The organism is Rhodococcus opacus (assembly GCF_012396235.1).
Lineage (GTDB): Bacteria > Actinomycetota > Actinomycetes > Mycobacteriales > Mycobacteriaceae > Rhodococcus_F > Rhodococcus_F opacus.
The window spans coordinates 35784-50499 of the sequence record NZ_JAAXPA010000034.1; the positions used below are offsets into that span (position 1 = coordinate 35784).

At 67.5% G+C, this 14716-nt stretch carries 18 protein-coding genes and 5 pseudogenes; 14 read left to right on the plus strand and 9 right to left on the minus strand.

The annotated features are described in order from the left end of the window. Nucleotides 1-234 precede the first annotated feature (234 nt). From HGB39_RS32305 to HGB39_RS32330, 7 genes and pseudogenes are all read left to right on the plus strand, one after another. The gene (locus HGB39_RS32305) at nt 235-510 is read left to right on the plus strand and encodes a hypothetical protein (protein WP_005568944.1); all 276 of its coding nucleotides are present in this window, start codon (nt 235-237) and stop codon (nt 508-510) included. 312 nt (nt 511-822) lie between these two features. Continuing rightward, nucleotides 823-1939, plus strand: a pseudogene (locus tag HGB39_RS32310) (inorganic phosphate transporter); the annotation flags it as partial. Nucleotides 1940-1944: 5 nt separating this feature from the next. Continuing rightward, nucleotides 1945-2207 (plus strand): annotated as a pseudogene (locus HGB39_RS32315) (hypothetical protein). Nucleotides 2208-2229: 22 nt separating this feature from the next. After that, nucleotides 2230-2526: pseudogene (locus HGB39_RS39180) on the plus strand (DUF3349 domain-containing protein); the annotation flags it as partial. Between the two features lie 36 nt (nt 2527-2562). Continuing rightward, nucleotides 2563-2883: a DUF3349 domain-containing protein gene (locus HGB39_RS39185; protein WP_039952597.1), complete on the plus strand. Its 321-nt coding sequence runs from the start codon at nt 2563-2565 to the stop codon at nt 2881-2883. 66 nt (nt 2884-2949) lie between these two features. Next, on the plus strand, nt 2950-4296 hold the full coding sequence (locus tag HGB39_RS32325) for a GlnX family signal transduction membrane protein (protein WP_005568949.1): 1347 nt from the start codon (nt 2950-2952) through the stop codon (nt 4294-4296). Nucleotides 4297-4310: 14 nt separating this feature from the next. After that, a complete protein-coding gene (locus HGB39_RS32330; protein ID WP_514120898.1) occupies nt 4311-5354 on the plus strand; it encodes a glutamate ABC transporter substrate-binding protein in 1044 nt (347 codons plus the stop codon). A 316-nt stretch (nt 5355-5670) separates the two neighbouring features. On the opposite strand, the gene HGB39_RS32335 is transcribed toward HGB39_RS32330, so the two are convergent. Further along, nucleotides 5671-5952 carry a hypothetical protein gene (locus HGB39_RS32335; RefSeq protein ID WP_005254688.1) on the minus strand — a complete coding sequence of 94 codons (282 nt, stop codon included), beginning with the start codon at nt 5950-5952 and terminating at the stop codon, nt 5671-5673. Between the two features lie 134 nt (nt 5953-6086). Between HGB39_RS32335 and HGB39_RS32340 the strand changes: the two genes are divergently transcribed. Further along, nucleotides 6087-6227 (plus strand): hypothetical protein, encoded by a 141-nt coding sequence (locus HGB39_RS32340; RefSeq protein ID WP_155755996.1) that lies wholly within the window; start codon nt 6087-6089, stop codon nt 6225-6227. On the opposite strand, the gene phoU is transcribed toward HGB39_RS32340, so the two are convergent. After that, nucleotides 6228-6875, minus strand: coding sequence for a phosphate signaling complex protein PhoU (phoU, locus tag HGB39_RS32345; protein ID WP_005254689.1), 648 nt, complete (start codon nt 6873-6875; stop codon nt 6228-6230). 688 nt (nt 6876-7563) lie between these two features. On the opposite strand from phoU, the gene HGB39_RS32350 reads away from it, so the two are divergent. Further along, nucleotides 7564-7809 carry a hypothetical protein gene (locus tag HGB39_RS32350; RefSeq protein ID WP_005254691.1) on the plus strand — a complete coding sequence of 82 codons (246 nt, stop codon included), beginning with the start codon at nt 7564-7566 and terminating at the stop codon, nt 7807-7809. A gap of 40 nt (nt 7810-7849) precedes the next feature. Here HGB39_RS32350 and HGB39_RS32355 read toward each other — a convergent pair whose 3' ends face one another. Next, a complete protein-coding gene (locus tag HGB39_RS32355; RefSeq protein ID WP_005568006.1) occupies nt 7850-8212 on the minus strand; it encodes a three-helix bundle dimerization domain-containing protein in 363 nt (120 codons plus the stop codon). Nucleotides 8213-8337: 125 nt separating this feature from the next. Here HGB39_RS32355 and HGB39_RS32360 point away from each other — a divergent pair. Beyond that, nucleotides 8338-8903: pseudogene (locus tag HGB39_RS32360) on the plus strand (zinc ribbon domain-containing protein); the annotation flags it as partial. Nucleotides 8904-8939: 36 nt separating this feature from the next. Here HGB39_RS32360 and HGB39_RS40025 read toward each other — a convergent pair. The 3 genes and pseudogenes from HGB39_RS40025 to HGB39_RS32375 all read right to left on the minus strand — a co-directional run. After that, nucleotides 8940-9080: pseudogene (locus tag HGB39_RS40025) on the minus strand (RNA polymerase sigma factor); the annotation flags it as partial. Further along, nucleotides 9077-9454 (minus strand): YciI family protein, encoded by a 378-nt coding sequence (locus tag HGB39_RS32370; protein WP_210753124.1) that lies wholly within the window; start codon nt 9452-9454, stop codon nt 9077-9079. The gene HGB39_RS32370 and the pseudogene HGB39_RS40025, both read right to left, overlap by 4 nt. 144 nt (nt 9455-9598) lie before the next feature. Beyond that, nucleotides 9599-10306 carry a TetR/AcrR family transcriptional regulator C-terminal domain-containing protein gene (locus tag HGB39_RS32375; RefSeq protein ID WP_005568002.1) on the minus strand — a complete coding sequence of 236 codons (708 nt, stop codon included), beginning with the start codon at nt 10304-10306 and terminating at the stop codon, nt 9599-9601. Nucleotides 10307-10394: 88 nt separating this feature from the next. On the opposite strand from HGB39_RS32375, the gene HGB39_RS32380 reads away from it, so the two are divergent. Together HGB39_RS32380 and HGB39_RS32385 are read left to right on the plus strand one after the other, a co-directional pair. Beyond that, the gene (locus HGB39_RS32380) at nt 10395-10589 is read left to right on the plus strand and encodes a CsbD family protein (protein ID WP_005254699.1); all 195 of its coding nucleotides are present in this window, start codon (nt 10395-10397) and stop codon (nt 10587-10589) included. 126 nt (nt 10590-10715) lie between these two features. Next, nucleotides 10716-11918: a fatty acid desaturase family protein gene (locus tag HGB39_RS32385; RefSeq protein WP_005568000.1), complete on the plus strand. Its 1203-nt coding sequence runs from the start codon at nt 10716-10718 to the stop codon at nt 11916-11918. A 41-nt stretch (nt 11919-11959) separates the two neighbouring features. Here HGB39_RS32385 and HGB39_RS32390 read toward each other — a convergent pair whose 3' ends face one another. Then, entirely contained in the window at nt 11960-12262 is a 303-nt protein-coding gene (locus HGB39_RS32390) for a WhiB family transcriptional regulator (RefSeq protein ID WP_005567998.1), read from the minus strand. 277 nt (nt 12263-12539) lie between these two features. On the opposite strand from HGB39_RS32390, the gene HGB39_RS32395 reads away from it, so the two are divergent. Together HGB39_RS32395 and HGB39_RS32400 are read left to right on the plus strand one after the other, a co-directional pair. Then, the gene (locus tag HGB39_RS32395) at nt 12540-12788 is read left to right on the plus strand and encodes a hypothetical protein (protein ID WP_005567996.1); all 249 of its coding nucleotides are present in this window, start codon (nt 12540-12542) and stop codon (nt 12786-12788) included. 134 nt (nt 12789-12922) lie between these two features. Further along, nucleotides 12923-13474 carry a hypothetical protein gene (locus tag HGB39_RS32400; protein ID WP_043790382.1) on the plus strand — a complete coding sequence of 184 codons (552 nt, stop codon included), beginning with the start codon at nt 12923-12925 and terminating at the stop codon, nt 13472-13474. Between the two features lie 10 nt (nt 13475-13484). Here HGB39_RS32400 and HGB39_RS32405 read toward each other — a convergent pair whose 3' ends face one another. Both HGB39_RS32405 and HGB39_RS32410 read right to left on the minus strand, forming a co-directional pair. Beyond that, a complete protein-coding gene (locus HGB39_RS32405) occupies nt 13485-13745 on the minus strand; it encodes a DUF3263 domain-containing protein (RefSeq protein WP_005567994.1) in 261 nt (86 codons plus the stop codon). A gap of 79 nt (nt 13746-13824) precedes the next feature. Continuing rightward, nucleotides 13825-14658, minus strand: a complete 834-nt coding sequence (locus HGB39_RS32410) for an IclR family transcriptional regulator (protein WP_005567992.1) — start codon at nt 14656-14658, stop codon at nt 13825-13827. Nucleotides 14659-14716 lie beyond the last annotated feature (58 nt).

Consider the following 14716-nt stretch of genomic DNA (forward strand, 5'->3'; position numbering starts at 1 on the left):
GGGCAACACGGCATCGCCGACCGATGGCCGTGGTCGCGGAGAGTAGGTGCGCATGTTCGTCCTGGTCCGTCACGCGCACGCGGGCGAGAAGAAGCGATGGCCCGGCCCCGACGCCGACCACCCCTGAGCACCCCCGGATACTGACAGGCACGCAGCCTCGTCCCCGCGCTGACCGGCATCGAGCTGCAGGCCCTGTTCGCCTCCGGCGCAACGCAGTTCGTAAGGAGGTCCGCCGTGACCGAGAAAACGGACACCCGCTCGTCGCACCGGGACACGATGGAACGGGTACGCCGCGGCGAACGGTTCGCCGTGACACTGCCGATCCTGGGGCGCGTGAGCATCCCCCGCCCCAAGCAGCTGGCCTTCTTCACCGACCTCGGCGCCCTCGCAGCGCTGGGAATCATCGACTGGCCCGTCGCCCTCGTCATCGCGGCGGGCCAGGTCCTGGCCTCCGAGCCACACACCCGCTCACCCACCGGACCGCAGTCGCCGGAGACCGCGTCGCCGTAACCGATGTGCACAACCGCGTTTGCACCGGCGCCGACCGAGGTACACCCGCAAGCAGTGAGTTCCCGCCCCGCCAACCTGCCCCAGCCGCCGCCGGAGTCGGCGGCCGCCGGGCGTCGACAGCTCCGGAGCCATTCGATCAGGGCACCATATCGCGCGGGGCACCCACCCATCGAGGAGGCCGCGATGTCCGGTGCAGGTCCCGTCATCGCACACCCCGAAACCGCGTCGGTCGGCAGTCCGCACACCGCGCTGACGCACGCCCGCACCCAGGTGGGGGTGGTTCGCCGGGTCCGCACCGACCAGACTGGAACAGTGAACGCAGAATTTGTCGTTCTTCTTATCGTGGTCGTCACCGCACTGGGTTTCGATTTCACCAACGGATTCCACGACACCGCGAACGCCATGGCCACCTCGATCGCAACCGGGGCGCTCAAACCCAAGGTGGCGGTGACGCTTTCGGCGATTCTCAACCTGGTGGGCGCGTTCCTGTCGGTCGAGGTCGCCGCGACGGTGGCCAAGGGGATCGTCAACCTCGGTGACACCGGTGGGCAGGCGCTGCTGATCATCGTCTTCGCCGGCCTCGTCGGCGGCATCCTGTGGAACCTGCTGACGTGGCTGCTGGGCATTCCGTCGAGTTCGTCGCACGCCCTGTTCGGCGGCCTGATCGGGGCGACCATCGCCGCCCTCGGGATGGGCGGCGTCGAGTGGTCCGGGGTGGTGAGCAAGATCCTCGTTCCGGCGGTGCTCGCACCGGTGGTCGCGTGCCTGGTGGCCGCCACCGGCACCCGGCTGATCTACCGCATCACCGCGAGAGTCGAGGAAAACGCGAAGGAACAAGGTTTCCGCTGGGGGGCAGATCGGGTCGGCCTCGCTGGTCTCGCTCGCGCACGGTACCAACGATGCTCAGAAGACGATGGGCATCATTTTCCTGGCGTTGGTGGCGTACGGCAGCATCACCGCCGACACCGCGATGCCGTTCTGGGTGAAACTCTCGTGCGCCCTCGCGATCGCCCTGGGCACCTACCTCGGCGGTTGGCGGATCATCCGCACGCTCGGGAAGGGTTTGGTCGAGATCACCTCGCCCCAGGGGATGGCCGCCGAGGCGTCCTCGGCCGCAATCATCCTCACCTCCAGCCACTTCGGCCTCCCGCTCTCGACCACCCAGGTCGCGACCGGATCCATCCTCGGCACCGGGATCGGCAGGTCCGGGGCCGAGGTCCGGTGGGGTGTGGCCGGCCGGATGGCGGTCGCGTGGCTGTTCACCCTGCCCTCCGCCGCCGTGGTCGGGGCGGTGTGCTGGCTGATCGCCGACGTGATCGGCGGGCTGCCCGGCGTCCTCGTGGTGTTCGCGTTGCTCCTGATCGCGGCCGCCGCCCTGTACCTGCGCTCGCGCCGCAACCCGATCGACACCTCGAACGTCAACGAGGAGTGTTCATGGACACCGTGGACTCGCTCTGGCAGGTCGTGCTCATCGGCCTGCTCTTCGGTGCCGGCCTGCCCGCCGTCTTCGCGCTCGGAATCCGGTTCCTGTTGCCGGGGGCCACGACGACCGCGGACGGAACGGCGTCACCCGCACACCGGCCGCTCTGTTCGCCGGGTTGGCATGCTTCGCGGTGATCCTCGTCGCGATCGTCGCCGGAATACTCTTCATCATGAAGGACTTCCTCGCCCACGATTTCGGAATCCACATCTCCTGACGCACAGAAAGGACGACCTGTCGTGCATCGGACATCGATCACCGCAGTCCCGGCGAAGGTTCTGGCCTGGGTTCGCGGCGGCTACCCGCACGGGATCCCCCGGGAGGACTACGTCGCACTGTTCGCCGTCCTGCATCGCCACCTCACCGAGACCGAGGTGGGCGAGATCGTCGACGAACTGTCGGCGCCGGCCGGGCACGCCCTCGAGGACGGCAGGATCGACCGCGCCGAGATCGAGGACGCCATCGCCCACCTGGTCCACGAACACCCCGACGACGACGACATCACCCGGGTGGCCTCCCGCCTGGCCGCGGGCGGCTGGCCGCTCGAGTCGGCGCTCGCGGAGAAAACCCCGCTGGTCAAGGCCCTGCCCCCGTTGTTGGCCAGCATCATCGGCTGGCTGCGCGCCGGTTATCCGCAGGGTGTGCCGGAGAACGACTACATCCCGCTGATCGCCCTGCTGCGCCGGCGCCTGTCCGACGAGGAGGTTCGCGAGATCACAGCGGCGCTCGTCGACCAGGGTGACCTCCCGATCGGCAAGCCGGACATCCAGATGATGATCACCAAGGTCACCAACGAGATACCCCTCGACGTGGACGTCGAGCGGGTCCGCGCCCATCTGGTGGCCGGCGGCTGGGCCATCACGGACGACACGCCGAACGACCATCCGCACTGAGTCGCGCTGATGGTCTGATCGCACCGCATCGAACGCTCGGTATCGGTGCGGGGAGGAGGGCATCAGGTGTTCCACCGCGGCAGCACCCTCACCCGCGACGTACACGAGCTGGACGAGTCGATGCTCGTCGAGCCCGAGTCCCGCCGCCCATTCTGGCGGACCTTCCTGGCCTCCACACCGGGCCGGCTTTCGGTGCTGGCGGTGGTCCTCGTCGCGGCCGCGCTGGCGGCGGGCGTGGTGGCGTTGGCGGTCACCGACGCGCGTCAGCGGGAGATCGACACCCTGCGGACACACTCGGAGCCCCCGGCCGACGCGGCCCAGAGCCTCTACAGTTCGCTGTCGATCGCGGACGCCGCCGCGACGACGTCCTTCCTGTTCGGCGGGTCCGAACCAGTTGGGGTGAGAGAGCGCTACAACCAGGCCGTCGGGGACGCCGCCAACACGTTGGTGACCGCCTCGACCGGCGTCTCCGCGGCGGATGCGGAAGCAGTCGGTCTGCTGTCGGAGATATCGAGGCGCTTCGCCGAGTACACCAGCCTGATCGCCACCGCGCGTGCCAACGACCGCTCCGGAAACCCGGTCGGACTCACCTACCTCGGTAACGCCTCCTCCATGCTGCAGGGCACCATCCTGCCGCTGGCGCACCGGCTGTGCACCGAGCAGTGGACATCGGTGGCCACCACGCAGACGCGCACAACCCGGCTGCCCGTGCTCGCATTCGCGGTGACGACGTCCGCTCTGCTCGGACTGGTGCTGGCGCAGGTGTACCTGGCACGCAAGAGCCGGCGGCTGATCAACCCCGGCCTGGTCGTGGCCGCGCTGCTGATGGCCGGCCTGCTGGTGTGGTCGGTGGCGGCGTTCATGGTGTCCACCGCGGCGGCCGAGCGCGCCCGGACGGCCGGGACGCAACCGCTCAGCGCGCTCGTGACCGCCCGGATCCTGGCGCAGCAGGCGCGGGCAGATGAAATGCTCGGCATGCTGCGGCGAGGGTCGGACTCCCAATCCGAGGTCGACTTCTCCCGGCACTCGACCGTGCTGTCCGAGATACTCGCCCAACACCGGAACACTTCTCGAGGTGGGGTGGCCGACGCTCCGGTCGCCGACGCCGCCACAGCGCTCGACGGGTGGCGGGACACCCACACGGTGGTGCAGGACAGACTCGGGAACGGAGACTATCCGGGGGCGGCCGCCCTCGCCGTCGGCCCCGGCGACGACGCGTCCACCGCCCGGTTCGCCGCACTCGATGACGCGTTGCGGTCGGCGATCGACAAGTTGCGGGACGAGGAACGCGAAGCCACCGACGACGCGTACCGCGCCACGTCGCTGCTGCCCGTGGGGGCACTCGCGCTCGGCGTGCTCTGCGGGTTCGCCGTCGGCGGGGGCATCTGGCCCAGGTTGAACGAGTACCACTGATGCCCCGGCGCGGAATGGAGACGGGGCCAGGGATCGGCCCGCGCCTCGAGCCGGACCACGGGCGTCGAACATCCCGGGCCGGCCGTTTCGCCGGCGCACTCCTGGCCGCCGGGGTGGTCCTCGCCGGGTGCACGGCCCCCGAACCCGTCACGCCCGCCGTCACCGGTGATTACACCGAGCTGTCCCTGCCGACCGGAACGCAGATCATCCCACCCGCGGGCATCGCCCCCGCGGAGCCACCGGCGCCGTCCACCTGCGGCGCGCTGGCCAGCCTGCGCCCGGCCCCGCCCGTCCTGACCGGCGCCCGGCCACCCGGACGGTTGGTCGCCGACATCCTCGAACGGGGCCGGCTGATCGTCGGGGTCGGCCAGGACACCAACCTGTTCAGTTTCCGTGACCCCACCACCGACACCATCACCGGCTTCGACGTGGACGTGGCGAGGGAGGTCGCACGCGACCTCCTCGGCGACCCGGACAAGATCGAATTCCGGCCCCTCACCCCCGCCGGCCGCTTCGACGCGCTCGAGAAGAACGAGGTCGACATCGTCGCGCAGACCACTACCATCACGTGTGAGCGGGCCGAGCGGGTGGCGTTCTCCACCGTCTACCTCGAGGCCCACCAACGCCTGCTGGTGCCGGAGGGGTCGGCGATCTCCGGGCCCGCAGACCTGGTCGGCGCACGCGTGTGCGCCGCCGCCGACACCACCTCCCTCGACACCATCCGCCGAATCCAACCGCAGGCCACGATCGTCGCCGTCCCCGACCTGGCCGACTGCCTGGTGGCCCTCCAACAGCGTCAGGCCGACGCCGCCAGCAGCGACGACACCATCCTCGAGGGCCTCGCCGCCCAGGACCCCACCCTCGAAATCGTCGGTCTACCACTGGAACCCGAGCCCTATGGCATCGGCATCAACAAGACCAACACCGACCTGGTGCGCCGAGTCAACGGCACCCTCGAACGGATGCGCACGGACGGGACGTGGACGACCCTCTACCGACGATGGCTGACCGCACTCGGCCCGCCCCCCGATCCGCCTGCCCCCACCTACCGGGACTGAAGTCACCCCAATTCCGGAGCGACAACACCGCAGCAGACGAAGACACCGCCCCACGCCGCAACGCCGCTCGACCAACCGCAGCATCGACGGTGGGTCGGGTCGTCCGCCCGCCCTGAGAAGTCACGACGACCTCACCTCCCGGAAACGCGGTGGTTGCTCCACGCCGCCTACGCTGGTGACGCACCCAACACATCAACCGGATGGTTCCCGCTGATGACGACCCTTTCGCCCCGCCACCCACCCCCTGAGCGCATCCCGAACCCTCGGCCGGACAACCGCCGGTCCACGACCGACATCGCCGGCGTGGCCGAGGCCCTCACCGGTGGGCGGCTGCTTCCCCGCCGCGGCGCCGAGAACGATCCCCGCGTCCAGTGACGGGCCACCCACGGCACCGACCACCCCGGCGGCCCACCACATCCGCGACCCGCACGGCCGCGGTGAGTGCCCGCAACCGGATCGGGCGGGTGAGCGTGGCCGGGGTCGTGACGGTGTCGGCGGGGGTGGTCTGCCTGGCGTTGGGTGCGGTGTCCGGGGCCGCGTTGGTGTTCGGGATCGGTGTGCTGACCGCGCCGGCGATGATCCTGATCGCGGTGACCACCGCCGGGTTCCTCGCCGCCGGTGCGGTATTGATCGCCCGCGCCCGCCCGCATCGAGCGGAGCGATCGGCGGCCGGTGAATGGTCCCCACCGCCGCTGTCCGATGACCACACCGATCAACGACGGAAGGCAATCCATGACCGACGTACCGGTCGAGTGCCCCGCGCGAGTGAACACCACCGAATGGATCAAGGCCCACCTCGAGCGGATGGGCCACGCCGACCCGGCCGGCGACACCCGGCACGAACCCGACCTGAGGACCCACCAGCCCGAATAGTCATTCGTCGGGAAATTCTCCGGTGATCACGAAGATGACGCGGCGACTGATCTCGACGGTGTGATCACAGAACCGTTCATAGAACCGGCCCAGCAGCGTGATGTTCACCGCGGACGCGGCCCCGTACAGCCAGTCGTCGCCCTTGGTGGCGGCGAACAGCCGGCGGAGCAGCTCGTCGGTCCGCTCGTCCGCCCAGATCAGGTCCAACGCGGCCGCCTCGTCTCGGGTCCGCAGGACCTCCCGGGCCGCCGCCGCCTGCGCCGCCGCCGCGACGCCCATGTCCGAGATGATGGCTCGTAGCTCGAAGGGAACGACCGGCTCGGGGTGGTGCAGCCGCGCCACCTCGGCGATGTGCGCCGCCAGGCTACCCATCCGTCGCAGGTCCGCGATGTTGTGCATGCCGCCGATCAGGGCCCGCAGGTCCAGTGCCACCGGTTGCTGACGGGCAATCAGGGTGAGCGCGCGATGATCGAGTTCCCGACCCCGGGTGTCGATGTCCGCATTCAGTTCGGCGGCCCGGTCCGCCGCAGTCAGGTCAGTATCGAGCAGAGCGCGCGTGGCGCGATCGATCGCAACCTCCGTCAAGGCACACAGCTCGACGAGGTCATCTTTGATCTCCGCGAGTTCTTCGTCGAAGTGTTCCCGCATCGTCCCGGATTCCCTCTCCGATCGAAACTCCGCTGTCCGAGCACCGCTCGGCGGCACGCTGCCCGGGAATACCCCCTCCCGGGGAAAACAGTCCTTCTCGCGGGGGAATCCCGGCCGTGATGGTGGCCTGGTTGCCCGGGCGGGACAGGGCTTCTGACGTTTCCCCGGGGGCGTGGCCGATCACCACGGCGGCTGAGCGGGGTCGACCGCCCGGATCAGTCGCGTTGCTCCCCGGGTACGGTGTCGGCGGCTTGGCCGGCCCGAACGGACTGGTCGTAGTGGTCGACGATCGACGCCTGTTTCATCGGACGGGGTCGATTCGGCACGCACGATGAACTCAGCGCGGCGCGCTTCGATCGCCACCCGGTGCTCCCAGTACGAATCCGATCGTCCGCGCGATACTCCTGGAACCCCCATCAGGGTCTCCTCTCCATCCGTACCCGGCCCGAGACTCTTCGGCCATGTTGTCGCGATGCTCGGTGTTGTCGCATCCGAACCACGAGCCCGGCCGCCCCATTCTTTCGTAATGGACGAGAATCCGCCGGGGGGAGCCGAAGTGCACTGCCCTGTCGGCAGAGCCACGCCCCTTGGCCGAAGCCGGATTGCGCGGGAAGTCGGGGTGTGCTGCCCCGCGAACATGGTGGCAGTCAGGCGGCCGCCGTGCCTCTTCCATGCGAGAATGACATCCGTGCCCGACCAGCCGAACAGCAGCGCACCCGGCCGATTCACGGTCGGCGCGAAGGTGTGGTTCCGGGACGGTGCCGGCGGCGACCACATCGCCCGGCTACCCGGCACGGTCGTTGAGGACTACGGCGACGAGGTCGCCGCCAACGCGCACCTGGGCCGCGACTGGGCGCCCGTCCGGCGGTGGGCCGTCGCGTTGGACGAGGGTCGGCTCGTCTTCAGCGACGGTCACGACCTCGAGGACCGGTGACCCGGACCGGACGATCAGGGTCGATCCGAGCCGGAAACGCCTACTCCGCGGCCGCCGCGGCGATCGACATTCGGGTGTCCGGGTACCAGCCCCGCAGCCAGCCTGGCCACCACCGGCGGCACGCGATCACCTCGGAACCGGCCACCTCGGAACCGATCACCTCGGAACTGGCCTTCGGCGCCGCCTCGGGCTCGACGGCAACGACGGGCACCAGCCCCTGAAGTTTCTCTCGGGCGAGCCGCTCGACCAGAAGCGGAACGAAGTCCCGCACCTTCCCGGTCGCGAAGTGCTCGTGCGCCGAGCGCACCACCTGTTCGATGCCCTCCCGGGGCAGGCCCGGGAACCGCGTACCGAGACGGTCGATGACTTGGTCGATGTGCAGCAACTCTTCATCGTGCGTCATGAGAAAATCCTCCGCCGAGCCACGGGCGGGGTCAACGAGTGGATCGAAGACCTCGACGATCCTCGTCGTGATCCTCCTCGCACACGTGCGGCGCTCCTCGGGTTTATGTGGGCGCCATTTCTGCTGCAGCGGGCGCGACGGTGATCGCGGTCGAAGACCTCACCACCCTCGAGACCCGCGGGCACGGGCGCGTCAACAACAATCGGGCCGCGCATCAGCGCGCCGCAAAGCCGTCGACGCTCTCACACACACTGCCGCCGGCGTCGGTGTGACGGTGGTGTCCGTACCGGCACGCGGATCCTCGGCGTTGTGTCCGGGCTGCAACGAACCACTGGCTCGTCCCGGCGGTTACCACCGGGCCTGGTGTGCGCGGTGCAAAGTCGGCGGACATCGTGACCATGTGGCGGGCGTGAACCTGGCCAAGCGGGCATTGCTGGGACGCGGACAAGCCGTTCGCAAGCGCGGGGAGAGTCCGCAGATCCGGGTGATCGAGCATGCGCCGGTGCGCCGATGCCGCGACAAGAAGGGTCCCACTCCGAGCAGGCCGCGGCATCGCTGTGTCCGTCGTAGTGCTCCCGCCGCGACACCGCCGGTGGGGGTGAACCAGACCAGGATTGTTCCTGCGCCACAAGCGTCGGTGTGGGACACGGTAAAACCCGCAACACCGCAGCGTGTTACGGGTAGCCGTGAGCAGCCAGGCCACGGGGTCGCTCGGAACGGTGTCGCCCCACTTGCGCAACGCGAGTGCACACGCATCCTGCAGCGCATCCTCGGCGAGTTCGAAGTCGCCGAGCACGTGGATCAGGGCTGCGAGCATCCGGGCCCGGTGCTCCCGGTACACCTGCTGCAGCCCCGGTTCGACATTCATTCGCCGCCGGCCGTCACATTCGCCGGACGGTGGTCCAGGCCCGGCACATCGACGATGGGCCGCACCTCGATCGACCCCAGCTCGGCCAACGGGCACAGGGCCGCGAGCTCCAGGGCTTCGTTTAGATTGCGGCAGTCGAGGACATAGGCGCCGCCGAGGTGTTCGTGCGTCTCGGCGAAGGGGCCGTCGGTGGTCAGCGTCCGACCGTCCCGAACACTGACGGTGGTGGCGGTGTGTTCCGGCTGCAGCGGGTGCCCGGAGACGAAGACGCCGCGGCGGCGGCACTCGTCGGCGAAGGCGTTCACCCGGGCCAACGCCTCGGCGAAACCCGGATCGCCCGGTTCGGGCGGTTCACAGTTGTAGATCAACAGCATGTACTGCACAGGTCGCTCCTCTCACCCGCAACAAGTCGGCTGTAGAGAATGACGAACGAGCCAACCCTATCTCGACTCTTCGGCCCGATCGGTTTCGATATCAGCACCGTCGGCCCGCCCAAGTCGATGTTCCAGCGCTCTATATCACCGGCCGGGAGGAGGGCCGGGGTGCGTCAGCGTCGCGGTCAAGCCCGCGAGGAGGATGTCGACTCCGCGTTCGAGTTCGGCGGCGCCGTCGTAGGACGCCAGGACCGGCGCCAGACCCCGGAGTAGAGGGAACTCGCCGATCGGCAGGCGGTGAAGGCCGAGGCGCAGAAGGTCGTCGGACTCGTCGGGACGCTCGACGACTTCCTGCAGCTCGTTGAGGACGTGGCCGTAGAGGAAGCCGAACAACGCCCGATAGACGTGCAAGGCATCGGCGTCGGTGAAACCCGCCTTGGTGAGCAGGGCCAGGATGTTCTCGAGGGGACGCAGGGTGCCGAGCGGCCTGAGCCCGAGCGGCGTCGACAGCGGCCGGGTCACCAGAAGCGGCACCACCTGAGGATGGGCGAGGGCCAACCGGCGGAACCCCCGCGCGACCTCCCGTAGCTGGGTGGCCCAGTCGCCGTCGTCGGTGTCGACCTCGAGTTCTTCGAAGACGAGCTCGGCGACCCCGTCGAGAAGTGCGGCCTTGTTCGGGGCGTGGCGGTACAGGGTCATCGGGTCGCGGCCGAGTGCCTTACCGAGGCGGCGCATGGACAGCCCGTCGATTCCGTCACGGTCGATGATCTCGAGCGCGCACTCGAGAATCCGCTCACGGGTGATCGGGCCACCGTCGGAGTGGATCGAACGACGCTCGGGCACCTTCGCCATCACGACACCTTCCCTCATTTCCAACTGTAGGCCTAAACCGTAGATATACAGTGTTGACATGAGGGTCGCGTCCGGCGTTGACTTGGTTATGAGCATCGGAAAGAAGCTTCGACACAAGGCTGAAACCACTGAAGGCGTCGCCAAGAAGACCGTCGGGAAGGCACTCGGAAACGAGCGCATGGAGGCCGAAGGACGCGCACAGGAAACCAAAGGCAAGCTCAAGCAATCCGGCGACCAGATCAAGCAGGCAGGGCAGAAGATCAAGAACATTTTCAAACACTGACCCGCACTGCACACTGCCCGACACTCAGCCCCGTCCCGGTATCAGGCCGTCATCATGATCATTCCCGGAAGCCACTACTACTGACGCACAGCCGATCCGGGGTGGTACCGGAAACTGGAGTCGATCATGGCGATATCCGACATCAAGGAATACGCACACCTCACCGACGCGGACGTCGAGGCGCTCAGTGCCGAACTCGACGCCATCAGGCGGGACGTCACCGATTCACTCGGCGAGCGAGACGCCACCTACATCCACCGAACGATCGCCTTCCAGCGCGGGCTGGATGCCGCTGCGCGGCTGGTGATCCACGCAAGCCGGGCGCGAGCCGGGTGGGTTCTCGGGACCACGGCTCTCGCTGTGGCCAAGAGCGTGGAGAACATGGAGATCGGGCACAACGTGTCCCACGGCCAGTGGGACTGGATGAACGACCCGGAAATCCACTCCAGCACCTGGGAATGGGACATGGCGGGTCTGTCGTCCCAGTGGCAGTACTCCCACAACTATCGCCACCACGTGTTCAGCAACGTGGTCGGGATGGACGACGACCTCGGATTCGGCGTCATCCGCATCACCCGCGACCAGCCGTGGAAGCCGGACAATCTGCTGCAACCGCTGCGGAACCTGTTGCTGGCGGCCACGTTCGAATGGGGAATAGCCCTGCACGGTCTGTATTCCGAGCAGGCGCGCGCCGGCACAGGCACCGAGAAATCTGCCCACACACGAGCCCTGCTCGGCAAAATCGTGCGGCAGACGGGCAAGGACTACGTGCTCTTTCCCGCCCTCAGCGGGCGGCGGTGGCGGCGGACGCTGAAGGCGAACCTCGCCGCCAACCTGCTGCGAAACCTGTGGGCCTACGTCGTGATCTTCTGCGGTCACTTCCCGGACGGCGCCGAGAAGTTCACACCCGCCGAACTGGAGAACGAGACCCGGGCGGAATGGTATCTACGCCAGATGCTCGGCACCGCAAACTTCCGAGCCGGCGCCGTGCTGGCATTCCTCAGCGGCAACCTCTGCTACCAGATCGAGCACCACCTGTTCCCCGACCTCCCCAGCAACCGCTACCCGGAAATCGCGACGCGGGTCCGCGCACTGTGTGAGAAGTACGATCTGCCCTACACCACCGGTTCGCTTGCCAAGCAATACCTTTTGACCCTGCGCACCATCCACAAGCTGGCGCTCCCGGACCGGTTTCTGTCCGCGACCGCCGATGATGCTCCCGAGACCGCGTCCGAACTGAAATTCCGCACAGCATCCACCACGCCCGCGGACGGAGGCACCGGACGGCGCGCGGGACTCCGAACCGCGCTGCGCGCGGACCAGCGTTGAGCCGATACGCGGCGAGCGCTGACGCCGCGGACATCCCTCAGTCATGAGCGGTATCGACCGAGTCGCGGCGGTCGAAGATACCGGCGGTCCTTCTCCGTCGTGCCGCCCCAGACGCCGAATTGTTCACCGGTGATCAGTGCGTGATTTCGGCACTCGGTCCGGACCGGGCAGGGCTCGCAGACATGCTTCGCGGCTCGTTCTCGACGAATGCGTGCGCCCTGCCCTTCGCCCTCGCACGGAAAGAAGAGCGCGGTGTCCATGGACCGGCATCGCGCGTGCATCCGCCAATCCCAGTCCGGCACGGAGAGTGCGACCGGCTGGAGTTCGAACCTGTGCTGAGACATCCTGCTCGCCCGGTGTCATACGTTCGAATGACACCTGTAAGAGGGGCGCAGCCTGCGGCGGGCCGTCAGGGCACATTGGCACACGCCCGCACGAGCCGCGCGCTCGCGGCGGGGATGTGAGTACTTGTTAACCGCGGGCGGTTAACAAGTACTCACGGGCGCGTCAGCGCACAGGGGTGGGCAACACGCACCCTAGGGTGTCTGTCGAACCGCACGTCCGGACGGCAGTGTTGTTGTGGCCAAGGAATACTCGACCACACACCACCAAGGACTCCGCATGTTTCGCCACACCGCCATTCGCGCCGGCCTGATGTTCGCCGCGGTTGCTTTCTCTGTCACCGGCGCCGCCGGAATCGCGCACGCCATGCCCGCCTCGTCGGGGACCGATGTCGCAGTGGTCTCGCAGTCGGACCGCGATGCCCGCGACCGCGATCGGCGCGACCGTTTCGACGACGACGAGAAGGCCATGCTCTGCGAGGGTCAGGCCGTCGTCGACCGCCCCAGCTGCTCGTCGTTGCCGTACTGATTCGCATCGATCGGACGGCCCTCCGCCGGCGCCGCTGTCGCGTCCAGTGCGGCAGCGGCGGGCGAACCGATGCTGCAGGCGCGTATCGTCTGCTGCAAGCGCGTATCGTCTGCTGCAAGGTAACCCCGCACCCGATGGCTTCGCCCATCGGTCCGCCTACTGCGCGGGGTCTGACGATGCCCGAACATGCCTCACCCCAGACTCTCACGGTCTTCGTCGACGACGAGCCTGTCTCCGCAAACTCCGTCTGGCATCCGGGTGACACCGTGACCACCGCCCTCTCGTGGCTCGACGAGCAGCAGCTTCCCGCCGAGCTTCGATCACTGGCCGAGGAGGTCGAGATTCGACCGAATGGTGCCGGCCGAGGAGTCTTCTACGTCGACAGGTACCCGGGGTTCTCCCCTCAGCCCATACGGTCCGTGAACGGAGTGGTCGCGACAATCGAGGTCGTCGCGAACCTCGAACTGCACACCGACCACGGCTGGAAACTGTTGCCCGACACCGTGCAGATGTGGGACGTACCCGACACAGGCACCTGGCGCATGCCGAATCGGCAGTACTCGACGCCCGGCACGTCCGGTGACCTTCGGTTCGTCGAACAACACGAGTTCGTCGAGCGGTACGGCGTCACCACACCGACCTTCCGTCGCGATTCCCGATACTTCCGAGTGGTTGTGCTGTTGTAACCGCGGTCCCTCAGATTGTGCGATCCTGACCTCGTTGAGCGCGTCGATCACGGAGACGTAGATGGCAGATTTGGGTGAGCTGCTGCCGGATCGGCAACGGGAGATCCGCGGCAGCGCCGATTCGCTGGTCGAGTAGCGACAGCAGTTTCCGGAAGTACTCGCGCTGGGAGAGTCCGAATTCGACGAGAATGTCCTCCCCGGATCCGCCACCCCGGTGGCGCCACTTTCGAGCGAAGGTGAGCAGGTAATTGGTGTTGTCGGTCTCGAGCATTGCATGTATCCCGTTCAGTACGTTCCCGTTTCGTGATGATTGACGTGCTGCGTCAGGGGCATATCTGTCGCGGTACCGGTCAAGCGATTGTCGAATCCTGCCAGAAGACATCGACGAGACGCTCGACGAGCTGCTGCATTTGGTGAAGGCCTTCGGGAATGCGGTCGGGGCCGAACCGGTACCGGGGTCCGTTGAGCGTCAAGATCGCCACCAGATTCCCCGACGAATCCCGGACGGGACGAGAAAGGGAGATCAGTTCTTCCTCGAATTCGTTGTCGATAAGCCCATAGCCATTTTCGCGGATCTGGTCGAGTTCGGCCAGCAACGCTGCGCGGTCGGTGATGGTGTGCGCGGTGTACGCGTCGAGCTTTTCGGGCAGCCGACCGGCGATCTTCTTGATCGGCCACTCGGCCAACAGGACCTTGCCGCTGGAGCTGGCGTGGAGCGGATACTGTTTGCCGATCATGTGATGGGAGATCCGGGATGTGGTGCCCACGACGTGTGAACCGGCGGCCTCGGCGATGAGGTCGAGCCCGTCCTTCGCATTCGGCACCGACAACGTCACCGTTTCGTTGAACTGGTCGGCCAGCTCCCGCAGTAGTGGCTGAGCCCGGGCGGCCAGACCGGCATAGGGGTCGGCGTGCCGTCCGAGTCGGGACATTTCCGAGCCGAGGATGTAGTTGTTGTCGATGCGGTCCACCATGCCGGTCCGCTCGAGGCTGTAGAGCAGACGGAACGCTGTAGGACGGGAGATCCCGACCGCTTTGGCGAGGGTGCTCACCGTTGCACCGGTCTTGGGTCGGGAAGCAAGCTCGCGCAGCAGGCGAACCGCCTTGGTCACCGACTTGTTGGCGATCTCCGCCGGCTCGCTGGTCTTCACCGCGATCAGTGTGGTCGCCTTCGGCTCGCTCATGGCACCCCGATTTCTTCGGCGCATCCCATCTCAGGCGGGATGCAACTCACGTCTACTC

Coding starts and splice junctions, on each gene's coding strand:
- HGB39_RS32370 (WP_210753124.1), bottom strand. CDS start 9,454: ATGCTGTTGATCTACAACTGTGAACCGCCCGAACCGGGCGATCCGGGT.
- phoU (WP_005254689.1), bottom strand. CDS start 6,875: ATGCGGGAACACTTCGACGAAGAACTCGCGGAGATCAAAGATGACCTC.
- HGB39_RS32355 (WP_005568006.1), bottom strand. CDS start 8,212: ATGACGCACGATGAAGAGTTGCTGCACATCGACCAAGTCATCGACCGT.
- HGB39_RS32380 (WP_005254699.1), top strand. CDS start 10,395: ATGAGCATCGGAAAGAAGCTTCGACACAAGGCTGAAACCACTGAAGGC.
- HGB39_RS32390 (WP_005567998.1), bottom strand. CDS start 12,262: ATGTCTCAGCACAGGTTCGAACTCCAGCCGGTCGCACTCTCCGTGCCG.
- HGB39_RS32340 (WP_155755996.1), top strand. CDS start 6,087: ATGACCGACGTACCGGTCGAGTGCCCCGCGCGAGTGAACACCACCGAA.
- HGB39_RS32405 (WP_005567994.1), bottom strand. CDS start 13,745: ATGCTCGAGACCGACAACACCAATTACCTGCTCACCTTCGCTCGAAAG.
- HGB39_RS32385 (WP_005568000.1), top strand. CDS start 10,716: ATGGCGATATCCGACATCAAGGAATACGCACACCTCACCGACGCGGAC.
- HGB39_RS32410 (WP_005567992.1), bottom strand. CDS start 14,658: ATGAGCGAGCCGAAGGCGACCACACTGATCGCGGTGAAGACCAGCGAG.
- HGB39_RS32395 (WP_005567996.1), top strand. CDS start 12,540: ATGTTTCGCCACACCGCCATTCGCGCCGGCCTGATGTTCGCCGCGGTT.
- HGB39_RS32400 (WP_043790382.1), top strand. CDS start 12,923: ATGGCTTCGCCCATCGGTCCGCCTACTGCGCGGGGTCTGACGATGCCC.
- HGB39_RS32375 (WP_005568002.1), bottom strand. CDS start 10,306: ATGGCGAAGGTGCCCGAGCGTCGTTCGATCCACTCCGACGGTGGCCCG.
- HGB39_RS32330 (WP_514120898.1), top strand. CDS start 4,311: ATGGAGACGGGGCCAGGGATCGGCCCGCGCCTCGAGCCGGACCACGGG.